The organism is Riemerella columbipharyngis (genome assembly GCF_900101995.1).
Classification (GTDB): domain Bacteria; phylum Bacteroidota; class Bacteroidia; order Flavobacteriales; family Weeksellaceae; genus Riemerella; species Riemerella columbipharyngis.
On the sequence record NZ_FNAS01000013.1, the window covers coordinates 15,628 to 32,971 of the forward strand.

Sequence of the window (17,344 nt, forward strand, 5' to 3'; positions counted from 1 at the left end):
TTAAGCCTTAACAATCTTATATAGTTTGTCGCTCGGACGAACTCTAAACGGCGTAGGAAAAGTAATGACGTCAGCCTTAGAAGCTCTTTCGGCATCTCCCTTTCCATCTATCATCATAGTAGTAATTTCCATTTCTTGAGAGCCTGTGGTAGGTCCTTGTATAAGGACTTTATCCCCTATATTCAAATCATAAGCCTCAATTAAAAATTCAGCAATACCGGACTTTGGATAAAAATGTCGCCCTTTTCCTATATACACTTTTTTCTGGGTGGCATTAGATCCCGGATTAGGCGACCACTCGCCGAGCTCTTGACCTAAATAGTAACCACTCCAAAATCCTCTGTTATATACGGTCTCTAACATTTTCATCCAATTACCTATTTGCTCTTGGCTGTAAGTTCCTTCTGCTATGGCATCTATCGCTTCGCGGTAACATTTGGTAACAGTAGCCACATATTCCGGTGCTCTACCCCTGCCTTCTATCTTAAGAACTTTAACGCCCGCATCAATAATTTGGTCTAAAAACCCTATCGTGCAAAGATCTTTTGGAGACATCATATATTCATTGTCCAATTCTATTTCAAAACCACTTTCTTGGTCTATAACAGTATATTTTTTACGACAATTCTGCTTGCAAGCTCCTCTATTAGCCGAAGAATTGTGAGAATGTAAACTGAGATAACACTTACCGGAAACTGCCATACAAAGAGCTCCATGCCCAAATATTTCCACCTCTATAAGATTACCAGAGGGGCCTTTTACCTGCTCACGCTCTATTTGAGTACATATCTTTTTTATCTGACTGATACTTAGCTCCCTACTCATCACCATAGTATCCGCAAACATAGCATAGAACTTTACCGTTTCTATATTGGTAATATTGATTTGCGTAGAGATATGCACCTCCATTCCTATCTGCCTTGCATAGGAAATAACCGCCTGATCCATAGCAATTACTGCGGTAAGATCTGCTGCTTTAGCCTTATCCAAGAGTGTTTTGATAATGGACAAATCGTGGTCATAAATAATGGTATTAAGTGTGAGATAAGTTCTAACCCCTTTTTCCTTGCACCTCCTGGATATTTCCGGAAGATCGTCCAAAGTAAAATTGATAGAAGCTCTTGCCCTCATATTAAGCTGTTCCACACCAAAGTAAACAGAGTCTGCACCATTATCTATAGCTGCCTGAAGAGATGTAAAGTCTCCGGCAGGTGCCATTAGTTCTATTTTTCCGCTCTTTGTCATTTAAGAAAAATTTGTGCAAAGATAGGAATTTTGATTTTTCAAAAAGACACTGATTTTCAATATCTCTAAATTTTATAATTTTCCAAATATTCCGCTATTGTTCTGTCATTTGCCAATCTCGGTATTTTATTTTGTCCTCCGAGTTTTCCTTGGGACTTGGCATACTCTTGAAATGCATTTTTCTTAAGCCTTGTAACCACTAAAGGTTGTAGAATATTTCCGGAAATAAGGTCGTCGTAATAAGTATTCTTAGCTCTCATTTCCGTATCTAATTTTCTTGCAAAAGCAGTTAGGTTTTCCGGTTCTTTTTCAAACTCTATAAACCATTCATGATAAGGTAATTGCCCGTTTTGAGGCGATACTTTCGGGGCAAGATGAAACTCCGTAATACTGCACGGATAGGCCTCTACTGCAGCTTTTATAGATTCTTCTGCCTCGTAGGCAATGACATGTTCTCCAAACGCCGAGGTGTAATGCTTAGTCCTCCCAGATACCAATACTCTGTATGGATTTTTAGAGATAAATCTTACCACATCACCGATAGCATACGCCCATAGTCCGGAGTTGGTGGTAAGAACCATTGCATAATCTTTATTAAGCTCTATCTCCTCTATTGTAAGCCTTCGAGCATTTTTCTTTCCATACTCTTCCAATGGGATAAATTCATAAAAAATCCCGTGATTGGTCTGTAGCAGCAATCCCTCTTTCTGATAATCGTCCTGAAATGCAAAGAACCCTTCGCTGGCAGGAAATGTTTGTACAATATCCACCTTCCTGCCCAGCAATTCTTCCATTTTCTCCCGATAAGGTTCGTAATTTACCCCTCCGGTAATAATGAGTTGTAAATTTGGAAATAGCGAGGTGATTTTTTTTCCTGTACGCTCTATTAGTTTTTCAAAATACATAATCAGCCACGGTGGAATCCCCGAAATCAAGGTCATATCCTGCGTTTCTGTTTCCTCTACTATCTTATCTACTTTTGTTTCCCAGTCTTCTATACAATTGGTTTCATAGCTCGGGAGCCTATTTTTCTGAAGATATGAGGGAATATGGTGTGCTACAATTCCGGAAAGCCGACCTGTTTTCACCCCGTAGATTTCCTCCAATTTTGGAGAACCTTGTAAAAATATCATTTTACCGGAAACAAAATCTGCATTATTTTTTTTTGTAATATAATGAAAAATAGCACTCTGTGCCGCTTTTATTTGATAGAGTATTCCTTCTTTTGAGATTGGGATATACTTAGCTCCAGAAGTTGTACCGGAAGTTTTCGCAAAATACTCTGGGTGTCCTGGCCACAAGATATTAGCTTGTCCTTTTTTCATCCGCTCAATATAAGGTCTTAGCTCTTCATAGTCTATCACAGGAACCTGTTTCCGAAAATCTTCGATTGAACGAACATCCTCAAAACGATGTACCCTCCCAAACAGCGTTTTCTCTGCCATACGAACCATCGAAAGCAATAGTGCCTCTTGATCTTTAGGGGCATTATGCTTATAATATTCTGAGCGTTTCAAATGTTTTTTTGCCCAGAATTTGGCAATTTTTCTTTTAATAAAACTTAGCATAAGGCAAAGTTAAAGAAAAAAGTGGTAAGCAATAGTTTTTATAAATTTAACAGCAATAAAAATGATTCCTTGAGCAAGCAAAAAATTGTTTTCAAAATAATATTTATTATCAAGTTTCTCTATGTCAATGGTAAAGAAATTACTCACAAGCATCATATATTAATGATAATATGATATAGATTAATCCTTGCAAAAGAAAATTTATTCATTTCATTGCTGTACTTTTCTATAAATATTCTAATTTTGTTGAAATTTAATTTGCATCTATGACAACAATAGAATTTAATAACGAATGGAAAGAGCGGTTGCTCAATCGCTTTTTGAAGTATGTGAAAATTTACTCTACCAGCGACCCTGAATGCGAATCTACCCCATCTACTCCCCAGCAGTGGGATATGGCAAACCTTCTTTTCGAAGAGCTGAAATCCTTGGGGCTTGATGATGTTTCTATGGACGATAACGGCTATGTTTTTGGCTATGTCCCTTCTAATCTTGACGGTGAAGATGTGCCTACCGTAGGATTTATTTCTCATTATGACAGCTCACCGGATTTTAATGGCAAAGGGGTTAATCCTTTGGTTTGGGAAAACTATAACGGTAAAGACCTATTACTGAACGAAGAAACAGGATTTACACTTTCCCCTTCTAAATTTGAATCACTTAAAGACTATGTAGGGCAAACCCTTATTACTACAGATGGCACTTCACTTCTCTCTGCAGACGATAAGGCAGGAATTGCTGAAATTGTTACGGCAGTAGAATATCTTTTGGCACATCCGGGGATAAAACACGGAAGAATTGCAGTAGCTTTTAATCCTGATGAAGAAATAGGAAGAGGCGCTCACAAGTTTGATGTGGCAAAATTCGGTGCTGAATGGGCTTATACTATGGATGGCGGCGAGGTAGGAGAACTTGAATATGAAAACTTCAATGCAGCGGGTGCTGTCGTAAAAATACACGGGCTAAGCGTTCACCCCGGCTACTCTTTTGGAAAAATGGTAAATGCCTCTCTCTTAGCTGCAGAATTTATTCAAATGTTACCAGCGGGCGAAACCCCTTCTACTACCAGAGGCTATGAGGGATTTTATCATCTATTAGATGTTACTTCCGATGTTTCCGAAGCCAAACTCCAGTACATCATCAGAGACCACGACGCGGATAAATTTGAACAAAGAAAAACCTTTATGGAAAAGGTAGTGGCAGATTTCAATGCTAAACACGGCGAAGGAACTGCCGAAATTGAAATAAAAGAACAATATCGCAATATGAAACAGCAGTTTGAGGGGAAAATGCACATTGTAGATATTGCGGAACAAGCAATGAAAGAAGCCGGCATCACCCCGAAAATCAAAGCTATACGAGGCGGAACGGACGGAGCCCAATTGTCTTATATGGGACTGCCTTGTCCAAACATTTTCGCAGGAGGGCTGAACTTCCACGGTCCATACGAGTATGTCCCTCTCGAAAGTATGGAGAAAGCTGTAAAAGTAATTATCAATATCGCACAGTCTGTAAAAAAAATATTAAACAACATAGAAAAAACAAAAGGTTAGCTTCGCGGCTAACCTTTTAAATTTTAAACCTAAGCTTTTCGTTATTAAGATTCCTTTTTATCCGGTACGATATGAATATACCTCTGAGGGCAAGGTATGTCTATTCCATTGGCATCAAATGCTGTCTTTACTTCTCGGTTTAGTTTCCACCGAGTAGCCATATAGTCTGCCGATTTTACATAAGCATATATGGCAAGATTCACACTGCTTTCTCCAAACTCATTGATTTCCACCACATAGCCTTTATCGTGTATCAGAGTTGGTTCGTTCTTTAAAATATCTAATAAAATGGCTTTAGCTTTATCAAAATCGTCTTCGTAACCAATGCCTACCTCCAGCTCAATACGCCTTTCGCCCGATTTGGAATAGTTGATAATGACACTATTAAATACGCTCCCATTTGGTAATATCACGGTTTTCATATTCGGCATTAGCATTATTGTTTGTAGTATGGATATTTCTTGCACAGTTCCCGTATTCCCCATTACTTCTACGGTATCTCCTACCTTGAAGGGCTTAAACAAAAGGATCAAAAGCCCTCCTGCAAAATTTGCCAAACTCCCCTGTAGTGCCATACCAATCCCCACAGCTAAACCACCTAAAAGAGCGACAAAAGAAGTCGTCTGAACGCCAAGCGTATTCATTGCAACAAGAATCACCAAAATACGGATAAGCATCGCCACTAAATCTGCAATAAAACTTCTGAGAGAAACAGATAGTTCCGAACGCGTAAATTGTTTTTTAATGAGCCTGCCTACCCAAGAGGCTATCCAAAATCCTATAATGATAATTAAAATCCCTACCACCAGACTAACGCCAAAGTTCACTATTTTATCTTGATAGTGGCTGATATTTATATCACTCAAATTTATATTTTTCATTAACATCATTTTTTGAAAATAAAATACAAAATTAGATAAAATGTTTGAAGAAAGTCCACATCACAATTCCTCCACACACACTGACATTAAGAGAGTGTTTTGTGCCCAGCTGAGGTACTTCTAAAAACTTATCATAGTACGGCAGGGCTTCTTCACTCAGCCCCTCTACTTCATTACCCAAAACCAAAGCATATTTCTTATCCTCTATGGGAAATTCCTGAAGCGAAATACTATCCGTAGTCTGCTCCACTCCAAGTATCTCATAGCCCTCTACTTTAAGGCTTGATAAAGCCTCCTTTGTGGAAGGAGAATATTCCCACGCTACACTCTCCGTAGCACCAAGAGCCGCTTTGTGGATTTCTCTATGCGGAGGTACCGGCGTAATGCCGCATAATACGATCTTCTCTACCAAAAAAGCATCTCCTGTTCGGAAGACTGCTCCTACATTATGCATACTTCTCACATTATCCAGAACAATTACCAATGGTTTCTTTTCGGTCTTTCTGAATGTTTCTACATCTATACGCCCCAGTTCCTCTAATTTTAGTTTCTGAGCCATCTTAGTCTTTTATATTTTCTAATTTTAATAAAAATGCATACTCCAGGGCATCATCTTTCAAGCTCTCGAACCTGCCGCTTGCCCCTGAATGTCCGGAAGAGAAATCCGTTTTGAAAATCAACAGATTATTATCCGTTTTCAAATCTCTGAGCTTTGCCACCCATTTTGCAGGTTCCCAATATTGTACCTGGCTGTCATTAAACCCTGTCGTTACTAATATATTAGGATAAGATTTTGTGGCAACATTATCGTATGGAGAGTAAGATTTCATATAATGATAATATTCTTCATTCTTAGGATTCCCCCACTCGTCAAACTCTCCGGTAGTCAATGGAATATCCTCGTCCAGCATCGTGGTTACCACATCTACAAACGGTACCTGTGCCACTATTCCATTAAACAAATCGGGGGCTTCATTCATTACTACTCCCATCAACAGCCCTCCTGCACTTCCTCCCATCGCATAAAGGTGTTCGGCAGAGGTGTACTTACGGTCAATCAAAAACTGTGCACAATCAATAAAATCATAAAAAGTATTCTTTTTCTTAAGCATTTTCCCATTTTCATACCAAGCACGTCCTAAATATTCGCCCCCGCGAATATGGGCAACAGCAAAGATAAACCCCCTGTCTAATAAAGACAAACGCCCACGAGAGAAAGACGCATCTACGGTATGCCCATAGCTTCCATAGCCGTAAAGCAGCAATGGAGTCTCTGGGGATAATACTGTGTCTTTTTTATAAACTAAAGAAATCGGTATAAGGGTTTCCCCGTCACGAGATTTTGCCCAAATCCGCTCTGATTGGTAATTATTTTTATCAAACTTTCCACCCAATACTTCTTGTTCTTTCAAGAGAACTTGGGTCTTGTTTTCCATATCGTATTCAAAGGTGGCAGCAGGCTGTGTAAGCGAAGTATAGCCATATCTTAAACCTTTGGAATCAAAGTCTAAATTAACCCCAATATACGCCGTATAAGTTTCTTCCGAGAAAGGTAGGTAATAACGATTATCCCCCTCCCATTTTCTTATATTGATTTGCAGAAGCCCTTGTTTACGCTCTTCCACTACCAAAAACTCTCGGAAAATTTCAAAGCCTTCCAGCAAAACATCTTCTCTGTGCGGCAGTATTTCTTCCCAATTCTCCTTTGAACATTGATTTACAAGTGTTTTTACAAGTTTGAAATTGGCTGCCCCTCCTTCATTCGTCAAAATATAAAAACAATCTTGGAAATGTTCTACTGCATACTCTAAGTCTACCTCTCTGGGCTGGACGACAGTCCAGTCCGAAAAGATATTATTCGCTGGAATAAACCGATGCTCATCAGACACCGTACTGGAACTGGAAATAAAGATATACTCCCGAGATTTCGTTTTAGAAACGCTTACATTAAAAGTAGCATCCTCTTCGTGATACACCAAGACATCCTCTTCTTGAGCTGTTCCCAGACGATGACGAAAAACCTGAAACGCCCGTAGATTTTTATCTTTTTTAATGTAAAAAAAATGTTCATTATCATTCGCCCAAACTACATTACCTGTCGTATTTTCTATAATGTCGTCCAGCAAAATACCTTTATTTATATCCTTTATGTAGATGGTGTATATTCTGCGTCCTGTCTCATCAGTGGAATAAGCGAACAGTTTGTTATCTTCCGTAAATGACACACTTCCCACACTGAGATAATCTTTGCCTTCTGCTATTTTATTAACATCTAAAATCAACTCCTCGGGGTTCCCCAAAGATTGAAACTTTCTAAAAAAAAGCGGATAATCTTTACCTTTCTCAAACTTCACTAAATACCAATAGCTATTGTAGAAATAAGGAAGCGACTCATCATCTTCTTTATACCGAGCTTTCATTTCTTCAAAGAGCCTATTCTGAAACACCTCTGTATCCTTCATTTTATTCTGTGCATAATTGTTTTCTTGCTCCAAATAGGCCTTCACTTCAGGATTTTCTCTTTGGTTAAGCCAAAAGTAAGGGTCTATTCTCTCATCATTGTGAATGAATAATCTGTGTGGAATTTTCTTTGCTTTCGGTGCTTTCATAGGGTATTTATTATACAAAAACCATCAAACCCTTTAAGGCAAGATGGTTTTTAGTTTTTTTATGGTTAAGGTTATTTTGAATTATTTATAAACTTTTCTATTGCCATTGTCATAGAAGGATTTTCCTTCGTAGGTGCTTTTACATCAACGCTAAGCCCTGCTTTTTTTGCCTCTGCTTCTGTAGTATTTCCAAATACAGCAACTTTGAATTTTTCTTTTTTGTAGTCAGGAAAATTTTCTACCAAAGATTTTATCCCAAGCGGGCTAAAAAATGCAAGCAAATCATAGTTTGATAATTTAAGGTCTGATAAATCACAACTTACCGTTCTATACATTATCACTCTTGTCCAGTCTATTTTTGAATCCTTCAGTGCTTTCTCCAAACTCGGATTCAAACTATCCGAAGAAGGCAAAAGAAACTTTTCGCTGCTGTATTTTTTGAAATAAGGGAGCATATCTGCTGCTGTTTTTTCCCCGAAACAGATTTTTCTTTTTCTATATATAATGTGCTTTTGCAAGTAGTTTGCTATCGCTTCCGACTGGCAGATATACCGCATAGAATCCGGCACGGCAAATCGCATTTCCTCTGCCAAACGGAAATAATGATCTACCGCATTTCTACTGGTAAGAATAATGCATGTATAGTTAGAAAGATCTACCTTCTGTGCTCTGATTTCTTTAGCAGAAGCACCTTCAAGCTGTATAAAAGGGCGAAAATCTACCTCTACACCGGCATTTCTTGCCATATCTAAATATGGCGAGGACTCCGTAGCAGGCTCAGGCTGTGATATAAGTATAGATTTTATCTTCATCCGAATCATTTTCAGTTTATAAAAAAAGAAATTTCCAAAGCACCAAAATAGGTAAAATTTGGAGTGCGCAAATATACAAAATTTTATAATACCATTCGGAGGGTAAAATTTGCAGATTATTAAAGAGATAGATTAAGTTTTTTAATACAAATGAAAACCCGAATACCACGACATAAGGATACAGCATATCACTGCCGTCCGGCAACAAAAAATTCTGAACCAGCACCAATATCATTAACACTAATGATAACGCAAAATAATACTTGGCAGCGACATAATAGAAAGAACCCCAAATCTTAACCTCTCCTATGCTTAAAAAAAACAATAGCGTAAAGACAGACCTTACGGAAAATAACGCTACCATACAAATCCAAAATACCCCGAATTTATTCAACTGATATCCAAAAGGAGCACAGCTTCCGAAAATTTTAGGTATAATAGGCATAAACTGAGAAAAAGCCAAACTCATAACGATACTCAAGCCCAAACTTGAAATGACCCAAGTCTGAAAACGGTTGCTTACAAATTCTTCTTTTAGTGTGTAAAATTTGACCACCGAAATCTCCCTAAGCAATATACGAAACATAAATACATACAAGAAACTTATCCCCAAAAGGGTATAAATAATCCAATCTTTATTTTCTACGATCCGAACCAAATTTATTTTTTTTGCAAAATTATACTTTTTCCTTCACAATATGATTAGAACAAGAACAATTGTATTTCTCCACTACAAAAAACAGGCTCGGACAATCTGCCGAGTCTGTAAATATTAGTCTTGCTACAAAAAATCTTTATTAGTCTTTTAGTAGTTTTACACTATATTGGTTGTCTCCTGTGGATATAGATACTAAATAGATACCTTTTGGCAGAGATGCTACATTGTATTTATCTTGATTTCCTGAGAAGGTTTTCACCAGTTTACCTGAATTGTCATATACTGAAACGGACTTAACTGTAGAAGAGGTTTTCAAGCTGAAATAATCTTTAGATGGGTTAGGATAAAGAACTATATTCTGATATTTTGCACCCACTTCTGAAGTTGCCATTACATCGATAACATCATAATCATAGTTGTTTTCCGTGTGATTCAAATACTGCCATTCTTCTTCTAAATTGGAATCGTGCTGGTAAAAATCATACCCGATGCAAACATTCTTTGATGGGATAACATTGTTCCCTTCGCTTTCGCCTATTAAAACATCCTTATCTTCGTAGCTGTAAACGTCTTTTTTTAATCTTTCCATATCATACTCCATATTTAGCCACTTGTAGTTCCCTACCCAGTTTTTTCCATCATATGATAGATAAGTAATTCTGCTCGTGGCATTACCATTTGTATCGTATGTTAAATCATACTTATAATCAGGAATAAATTCAGATGCTCTTTCATCGTATCTATATCTTAGATAATTTGTGAGTTTTCCCTCAGAATCATAAGTATAAGTTTTCTTTCTAATAAAACCGCCTCCTCTGCTTTCATCTATTTCTCTTACTACGGATAGTTTGTTCCCTGCTTCATCATAGGTGTAATCATCGTGGAACAAAACGCCCCATTTGCCGTCAGTCCATTTTATAGAACTTGGTTTATTTGGATGCTTGCTGTCGTTATAGGTAAAATCATATCTTCTACCAAGTACATAAGCACGTTCATCTTCATCCCAACCATAATCAAGTAAAACAGAAACCTTTCCGTCTTGATCATATTCATACATTTCTTTATTAGATGGAATAAATTTACCTTCATAGAGTTCTTTTCTCTCAACAGTACTTATTCTGTTGTTACTGTCATAGGTGAAAGTATCTATGTATCTCACATAATAGTCTTTTCCGTTATCGATAATTTGTTTAGTTTCTTCTTTGATGATTCGAGAGTAATCTTCATTATAGAAAAATCTATGAATCTGATAAGGATCCTCCATATTACCATTATTGTAGTGATAATATTCATTTACCGATGATAAGAAACTTTTGTACCCGCCGATGCTGTTTTCTTTGTTTTGAGCACTCATTACAGCACCCGCCATTAAAAATGACAAAACAAGTTTTTTCATAATTTTATTTTACTTGAGTGTTATTACTATTTTACGATTATTTTTATTGACGATTTTGTTCCATTTACTTTTACCAAATATACTCCTTTAGGGAACCTGATGAGGTCTATCTTATTGTGTTCTTTGGTAATTTTAGCATTTAGAACTTGCTCTCCGGAAGCACTATAAACGCTTACAGAAACTTCTTTGCCTAAATGGCTTGGAATGTTTACGAAGAATATTCCTTCGGATGGATTCGGATATACCGCCACCTCTTGGTTATTCACTTGTGTTTCATAAGTAGCCAGATGGCTTAAATCCACTACGGTTTCTCTTTGCTCTGCGAATGTTCCATCAGAATATTTTGCACGAACATCATAGTGGTATACTCCCCTCTTAAGGTTGCTTTCTGTATAGACTAAGTTATTTTTACCGTCTATATCGGCTACCTCGCTGCCTTCTTTGCGAACGAAATAACCAATCAACTCTGGTTTTTCTATGATGCCCATAGTCTTCTTGTTATCTGAATGAGCCAAAGGAGCAGAGGTGTTCATTCCTTTTTCTAAAGGGTTATCGCTATAACCTACCGAAATATTATCTAACATTAGATAAGAGGAATCTGGGTCTGTCGCCTTAGAGTTATGACGGAACGCTACATAGAAATCCTCCCCTGTATATTGGTGAACATCTGCAGAAAGCTGCTTGAATGAAGGATTTGTAGTTACTGCTTCTTCCGAGAAGACTTTGTGCCCTTTAGAGAGAATGTCATCTGCCGTAAGTTCGCCGGCAGAAGCAGGCATTACATATACTTCGTATCTTTCTTTTCTTGGGTGTCTTACATCAAACTTCACAACCTCTGCTCCTTTTTTCAACGCCGGGGTTATGAGCCAATCGTCTTTCTCTACCGCAGCAGCATTTTCCCAGCTGCTAGATCCTACCGCATGCTGTTCTCCCGCTAAAACCCAAGTAATTCCATCATCGTCATTATCGATTATTTTCATATCGGAAGGAAGTGCTTTTCCATTAAACTTCTCACTATAAATAGGAGCCAGCATTGGTCTGTCCCATTTTAGTTTAAGTTGATTATCTTCTACTTTGTAAGAAAGATTTCTTACAGGGTTATAGATAGAGTTTACTGTCAAATAATCTGTTTTAGCGACTGTACTTTCGTTCATCGGCGAGGTTGCCGTAAGTTTTACGCTATAAGTACCCGGCTGGTTAAACTTAACAACAGGATTTTCGGAAGAAGCATTAGTTCCTTGCGTATATTCTACCCCGTCTGACGGTGTAATCTCCCATTTGAAGCTGTTAGGTTTAGGATTTCCTGAAGATGTATTATTAAATAATACTTCATCTTTTTGATAATACTGAGTATCATCTGTAGTAAAGTCTGCTACCGTCTTTTTATTTTTAACCCTAATATAAACTTCTTTCATCCGAGAGTCTGCTCCCTTAGCATTGGTTGCTTTCAGTGTGATAGTATAAGACCTTTCTTTTTGAAATCTTACTTTAGGGTTTTGTGAGCTAGCATTCGTATTATCCACATATTCATAATAGGACGGCTCTATCTTCCACTGATATTTGATAATAGGCAATGTAGAAGCTGTAATGGTTTCGTCTTTTAAACTAACTACATCGTAAGTAGATGGGTACGTATTATCTGCTGTAAAATCTGCTTCTGGTTTTCTTTCTGAATGATGTACACTAACATCATCCAAAAGAACAGCAAAAGAACCTTCATCCTGCTTATGTTGAAAACCTATGTAATATGTCCCTTCTGTACTACCTGGAATCTTGAATTCATAAGAGTATTTAGTATACTGACCGTCTTTTGCTTCTATGGTTTCCGGCGTGATATAAGTCATTGCTCCTGCATCTGCCCTGTTTCCGATAGCCAATTTCAAATACTCTTCTTTGTCCGTAACTTTTCTAACATAGAATGTCACTCTGTATAATGTTTCCGGACTAAATTTAATAGGATTGGAGAACAGCCAGTTATTAATAGGCGTTTTGGTATCTGGATAATCTACCGCAATAGTACTGCCTCCGTGAGAATATCTGGAATTAACAAAGCTTCTCCAAGTAATACCATCTCCATCTACATCTTGAGAAGTCCATCCATTTTGGATGAAATCACCTTCAAAGCCGAAATCATCTCTGGCATCAGCCACTGTAAGATCTGAAACAACACCAAAAGTTTTGATATTCGAATAATTATTAGTTTTAATCCTATCTTCTGGATAAACTATCTCTCCTTCTATTCTATAGTTTACAAAAGATTTTGATAAATCTATATATCCTGTTTTATCTATAAGTGCTCCAGGTTCAAGATCTTCCAATGGTATCTCTGAAGTGCTTACTACTGCATTGGTGTCTTCGTTAATAAGTTTATAAGTAAGTTTTGCTCCTGTTGCTTTTTCTTTTCCTATATTATAGATTTTGAAGTTCACCGGTGTTCTCTCTGAGAATTCATTTTTAGGAACTCCCAGTTCTATTTTATTCAGAGACAAATCATATTTTATTTCGCCTAAATTGATCCCTGTAATTATCATAGAGAAATCCTGAGATTCTGCATCATCTAAACTGTATCCAGCACGAGACGACGGTTTTTTAAGCGTTCCTTTATGAGTTACGGTGATGGTATATGTAGCCCCCGGTGTAGGGTTTGGGATATACACCTGCTCTACATTATCCACAATATTATCCCCTGTAGTAGCGGCATCACCCGGACGCTCTGGATTTAGAACCCAAGGAAAGTAAGTTTTTCCATTTTCTGTAACTCTTATATCCAAATCATTTACAAGCATTTTCGTACGGTCATTCAGTTTTTCCTCATCAGACAGCGTTACCGGTGCTGGATCGGTCCAAACGATAGTAACTTTTAACGGTTCTGTCCCTGAAGCTATAACATCTTTTGAATATGTTTTATTATTTTCAAGTTTATTTTCTTCGATAAGAGAGTAAATACCATTAAGAGAAATAGTATTCGCCGCTTTATATGCATTCAGCAACCCCCATCCTGAAGCATAATCCGGTCCCGGAGCATTCCCTGCTTCGTTGGCTGTTGCAATAGCCAAACCTTTTAGGGTCGCTGATTTCATAAACGTTCCATTATTATTCTGACTGTAATGCTGTTGTAATAATATTAAGGTTCCCGTAACATTAGGGGATGCCATAGAAGTACCACTCAATGTAGTATAGCTGGCATCTCCCGTAGAAGTAGTAGAAAAAAGATCAACACCTATACCTGTGATATCCGGTTTTATTCTTCCGTCATCAGTAGGACCAAAGGCACTAAAACTAGCCATCTCTACATCTGAGGGTTTAGAATATTCTCCTTTTAACTTTTCAGCCGCACCTACGGTAAGTATATTCTTTGCCAAAGATCCGGTAACGATACAATCAAAACCATCATCACCTCCATTTTTTTGTTTCGGCTTGTTACTAGTCGTCCAAATTGTATTCCCCTGAGCATCTCGTCCTGTATTAACATAGTAAGATTCTCCGGGTCTAGGCCCATCTCCTCTTGGATTACCTGCCGCTTTTACAGGCAGATAATAAGGTGCTCTATAGGCCAGTATATCCCAATTTTTATCTGTGCTTCCATACTGCCCATAGCCGTAGAACTCGGTATCGTCTTCATCTCCAAACCAATACCAGCCTACTTTATTTCCTCCTGCAAAGTTACCATATTCAAAGCCGCCTAAGAAACCGTAAGAGTGGTTAGAAACCAAGGCCCCGTCCGTTGCTGCCGCTGCCATTTCATTAGTATCGCTATTCCAATCATAAGCATTTAGTTTTGCTTTATATGCCATCCCTCGTGCTGACTGATTGACACCTGCCGCTACCATCGTTCCTGCTACGTGTGTAGAGTGCTCACTTAGAGCAGACGGAACATCTTTCTGCGTTACTCTTCCGCCGAATTCTCTGTGGGTAGTTCTCACTCCACCGCCGTCCCATTCGTGGACAGTCATCCCTTCTCCTGTAAGGTTATATTCCCCCGAATGCAGCTTATTAGTCTGGGTACCTGCTGCTGCACCTACATTATAGGTCTTTAGATAAATAGGCAACCCTGTTCTTTTATCGACAGAATAAAATTGGAAGTATTTCCCATTTATTTCTCCGGAAAAAGGAACATTCATCTTCTTAGCTTTTGCCTTCAGCTCTTGTACAGAAGGCGTAGATTTAAGAAGTTCTCGACTGAATTTTTTCAATTCGGTAACATCCGTATGTTGTTGGATTTTTCTTATTTGTTCTACATTCTGAGAAAAATAGAACTGGGAGATGAACATCGCAGATATTCCCCCTAACCTGAATAGGTGTTTATTATAAATCATAAAATAGTAAATTTTATTCCAAATTAAACAAAGTTTAGATGCTGCGAATTTATACAATTTACTATTTATATAAATACTAATTCTAAATTAAAATAATAAAATATGACAAAAATCACAAATACTCATTATTTATAAAAAGAATTATTGTGCAAAAAAAAAGATAAGAATAATATGGTATCTACTACTTGGTATTATTGATAACAAGCACTATTTCCCCTTTCAAAGTTTTGCTTTTGGAAAAATCTATCAGTTCATCAATAGTTCCCCTTTTGGTTTCTTCAAACTTTTTGGAAATTTCTCGGCTCAAGCTAATTTTTGTATCATCGCCAAAAAATAATTTTATCTGTTCAAGTGTCGTATTGATTTTATGCGGACTTTCGTACAGCACTATCGTTCTTTTTTCTTCTGCCAATTGTTTAAGCTTGGTTTGTCTTCCTTTTTTAGGGGGTAAAAAACCTGCAAATAAAAACTCGTTGTTCGGAAGCCCCGAAACCACTAAAGCAGGAACAAAAGCCGTAGCACCAGGCAGGCAAACCATCTGTATATCATTATCTGAACAAGCTTTGGCAAGAAGATATCCGGGATCTGATATACCAGGAGTACCCGCATCTGTAATTAAAGCAATAGTAGCACCCTCTTGCAAATCTTTTATAATTTTATCTGTCGCTTGGTGTTCATTATGCAAATGATAAGATTTAAGCGGCTTGGATATTTCGTAATGCTTGAGCAACACTCCCGAGGTCCGCGTATCTTCGCAAAGGATATAATCCGCTTCCCGAAGTACTTTTATTGCTCTAAAAGTCATATCCTCCAGATTGCCTATCGGCGTGGGAACAAAATATAATAATCCGCTCATTTCTTAGATTTATAAAAACTTACTCTCTACCAAACTCCACAGCCTCTGGGCATACTCATCTACTTTCTCCCATTCTCTATCGTAGTAAATATCACTCAAATACTCTTTGGCTTCGTCTATTGTCTTGAAAGTATTTAGTTTTTTCACGACATTATTAAGCTCGGTTTGGCTTCCGCCAAAAAGTTTTTTAGTAAAAGCCACCCTGTCGTTAAGGTCAAGTTTGAATTCTCGGTGAGCACTTTCTGCTTCTTTTTCTTTCTTTTCTTCCGCCTTCGAAGCCGTAATTTCCAGCTCGTGCAAAGTTTCTTCATCAAACAAACTTTGGGTACTGAATCCTTTAATATGGGCTAATTTTATTTTCCCTTCCGAAGTTTCTTTTGGTTTTTCTTCCTCTTCGTGTTCAATAGGCTGATTTTGAAATTCCTCCATATGCACGAGATTATCTTCGTTTACTTCCTCCTCTACCGCTTCCGAAACCACAAATTCAAACATGGAATCTTCATTTATATTCAATTCCAATTTTCGTTTTTCAATCTCCAAAAACGTCTCTTCTGCATCTTTGGACAGCTGTTCCTCTTCAATTGCTCTATCGGTGATTTCGTACGGTGAAACTTCTTCTTGAATTTTGTTTTCAGAAACAAGAAGGGTTACGCCTTTCAGAAAAGCTGTTTTTTCATAAAGCTCCGAGATAATATTAAGTTTTTCTACTAAATCCGCAGATATTTGAACATTAGCAATCTCTTTTATAATAGCTTGACAATCATAGAATACAATCTTCTCAATCTCGTTTAGGTTTGACATAACAATTTCTTAATTAAAATTCCTTAATTTTGGGGTAAATAATTTACGGCTAAATTAACAAATGTTTTTAGAAAATACAATCAATCACGCAAAACAAAGTGGATGGATGGAAGTCATCTGTGGCTCAATGTTTTCCGGAAAAACGGAAGAGCTTATCAGAAGACTGAGAAGGGCCGAAATGGCAGGACAGCATGTGGAAATCTTCAAACCAAAGATAGATAACCGCTATTCGGAAGTGGATATTGTCTCTCACAACGACAATAAAATCCGAAGTTCAGCCGTAGAGAGTTCCAACGAAATATTACTACTGGGTTCCAATTGCGATGTAGTAGGCATAGACGAAGCACAATTCTTTGACAACGGGATTGTAGAAGTGGCTAATAAGCTCGCTAACAACGGCATAAGAGTAGTCATCGCAGGGCTGGATATGGATTTTATGGGAAGGCCCTTCGGACCTATGCCCTTCCTAATGGCTACAGCGGAATATGTAACCAAAGTACACGCCATCTGCAAAAGAACCGGAAACCTAGCCCATTACTCTATGAGAACCACCGGCAGCAAAGATTTGGTACAGCTGGGAGAAACCGACATCTACGAAGCGGTAAGCAGAAAAGTTTTTGTAGATGAATTTATTACAAAAAAAGACTAA

The 17,344-nt window shown here is 37.8% G+C and carries 13 protein-coding genes; 2 read left to right on the forward strand and 11 right to left on the reverse strand.

Translation table 11 applies throughout. From position 1 onward, the window contains the following. A complete protein-coding gene (locus BLS89_RS07470; protein ID WP_092737110.1) occupies positions 1-1,245 on the reverse strand; it encodes a peptidase U32 family protein in 1,245 nt (414 codons plus the stop codon). Positions 1,246-1,310: 65 nt separating this feature from the next. Beyond that, a complete protein-coding gene (locus tag BLS89_RS07475; protein ID WP_092737112.1) occupies positions 1,311-2,813 on the reverse strand; it encodes a GH3 auxin-responsive promoter family protein in 1,503 nt (500 codons plus the stop codon). 266 nt (positions 2,814-3,079) lie between these two features. On the opposite strand from BLS89_RS07475, the gene pepT reads away from it, so the two are divergent. Next, complete coding sequence (gene pepT / locus BLS89_RS07480; RefSeq protein ID WP_092737114.1) at positions 3,080-4,366, forward strand: peptidase T; 1,287 nt, start codon at positions 3,080-3,082, stop codon at positions 4,364-4,366. A 44-nt stretch (positions 4,367-4,410) separates the two neighbouring features. Here pepT and BLS89_RS07485 read toward each other — a convergent pair whose 3' ends face one another. The 9 genes from BLS89_RS07485 to BLS89_RS07525 all read right to left on the reverse strand — a co-directional run bounded on the left by BLS89_RS07485 (position 4,411) and on the right by BLS89_RS07525 (position 16,695). Next, the gene (locus BLS89_RS07485) at positions 4,411-5,247 is read right to left on the reverse strand and encodes a mechanosensitive ion channel family protein (protein ID WP_245688928.1); all 837 of its coding nucleotides are present in this window, start codon (positions 5,245-5,247) and stop codon (positions 4,411-4,413) included. Between the two features lie 31 nt (positions 5,248-5,278). After that, positions 5,279-5,806, reverse strand: coding sequence for an RNA methyltransferase (locus BLS89_RS07490; RefSeq protein WP_092737118.1), 528 nt, complete (start codon positions 5,804-5,806; stop codon positions 5,279-5,281). 1 nt (position 5,807) lies between these two features. Beyond that, positions 5,808-7,856, reverse strand: a complete 2,049-nt coding sequence (locus tag BLS89_RS07495; protein WP_092737120.1) for a S9 family peptidase — start codon at positions 7,854-7,856, stop codon at positions 5,808-5,810. 71 nt (positions 7,857-7,927) lie between these two features. Then, on the reverse strand, positions 7,928-8,668 hold the full coding sequence (locus BLS89_RS07500; RefSeq protein ID WP_092737122.1) for a uroporphyrinogen-III synthase: 741 nt from the start codon (positions 8,666-8,668) through the stop codon (positions 7,928-7,930). A gap of 16 nt (positions 8,669-8,684) precedes the next feature. Then, on the reverse strand, positions 8,685-9,326 hold the full coding sequence (locus tag BLS89_RS07505; protein ID WP_092737124.1) for a DUF4271 domain-containing protein: 642 nt from the start codon (positions 9,324-9,326) through the stop codon (positions 8,685-8,687). Between the two features lie 139 nt (positions 9,327-9,465). After that, a complete protein-coding gene (locus tag BLS89_RS07510; protein ID WP_092737126.1) occupies positions 9,466-10,722 on the reverse strand; it encodes a T9SS type A sorting domain-containing protein in 1,257 nt (418 codons plus the stop codon). 26 nt (positions 10,723-10,748) lie between these two features. Continuing rightward, entirely contained in the window at positions 10,749-15,038 is a 4,290-nt protein-coding gene (locus tag BLS89_RS07515) for a T9SS-dependent choice-of-anchor J family protein (protein ID WP_092737128.1), read from the reverse strand. Positions 15,039-15,219: 181 nt separating this feature from the next. Next, a complete protein-coding gene (rsmI, locus tag BLS89_RS07520; RefSeq protein WP_092737130.1) occupies positions 15,220-15,894 on the reverse strand; it encodes a 16S rRNA (cytidine(1402)-2'-O)-methyltransferase in 675 nt (224 codons plus the stop codon). 9 nt (positions 15,895-15,903) lie between these two features. Beyond that, positions 15,904-16,695 carry a hypothetical protein gene (locus BLS89_RS07525; RefSeq protein ID WP_092737132.1) on the reverse strand — a complete coding sequence of 264 codons (792 nt, stop codon included), beginning with the start codon at positions 16,693-16,695 and terminating at the stop codon, positions 15,904-15,906. A 61-nt stretch (positions 16,696-16,756) separates the two neighbouring features. Here BLS89_RS07525 and BLS89_RS07530 point away from each other — a divergent pair, with 61 nt between their 5' ends. Continuing rightward, a complete protein-coding gene (locus BLS89_RS07530; protein WP_092737134.1) occupies positions 16,757-17,344 on the forward strand; it encodes a thymidine kinase in 588 nt (195 codons plus the stop codon).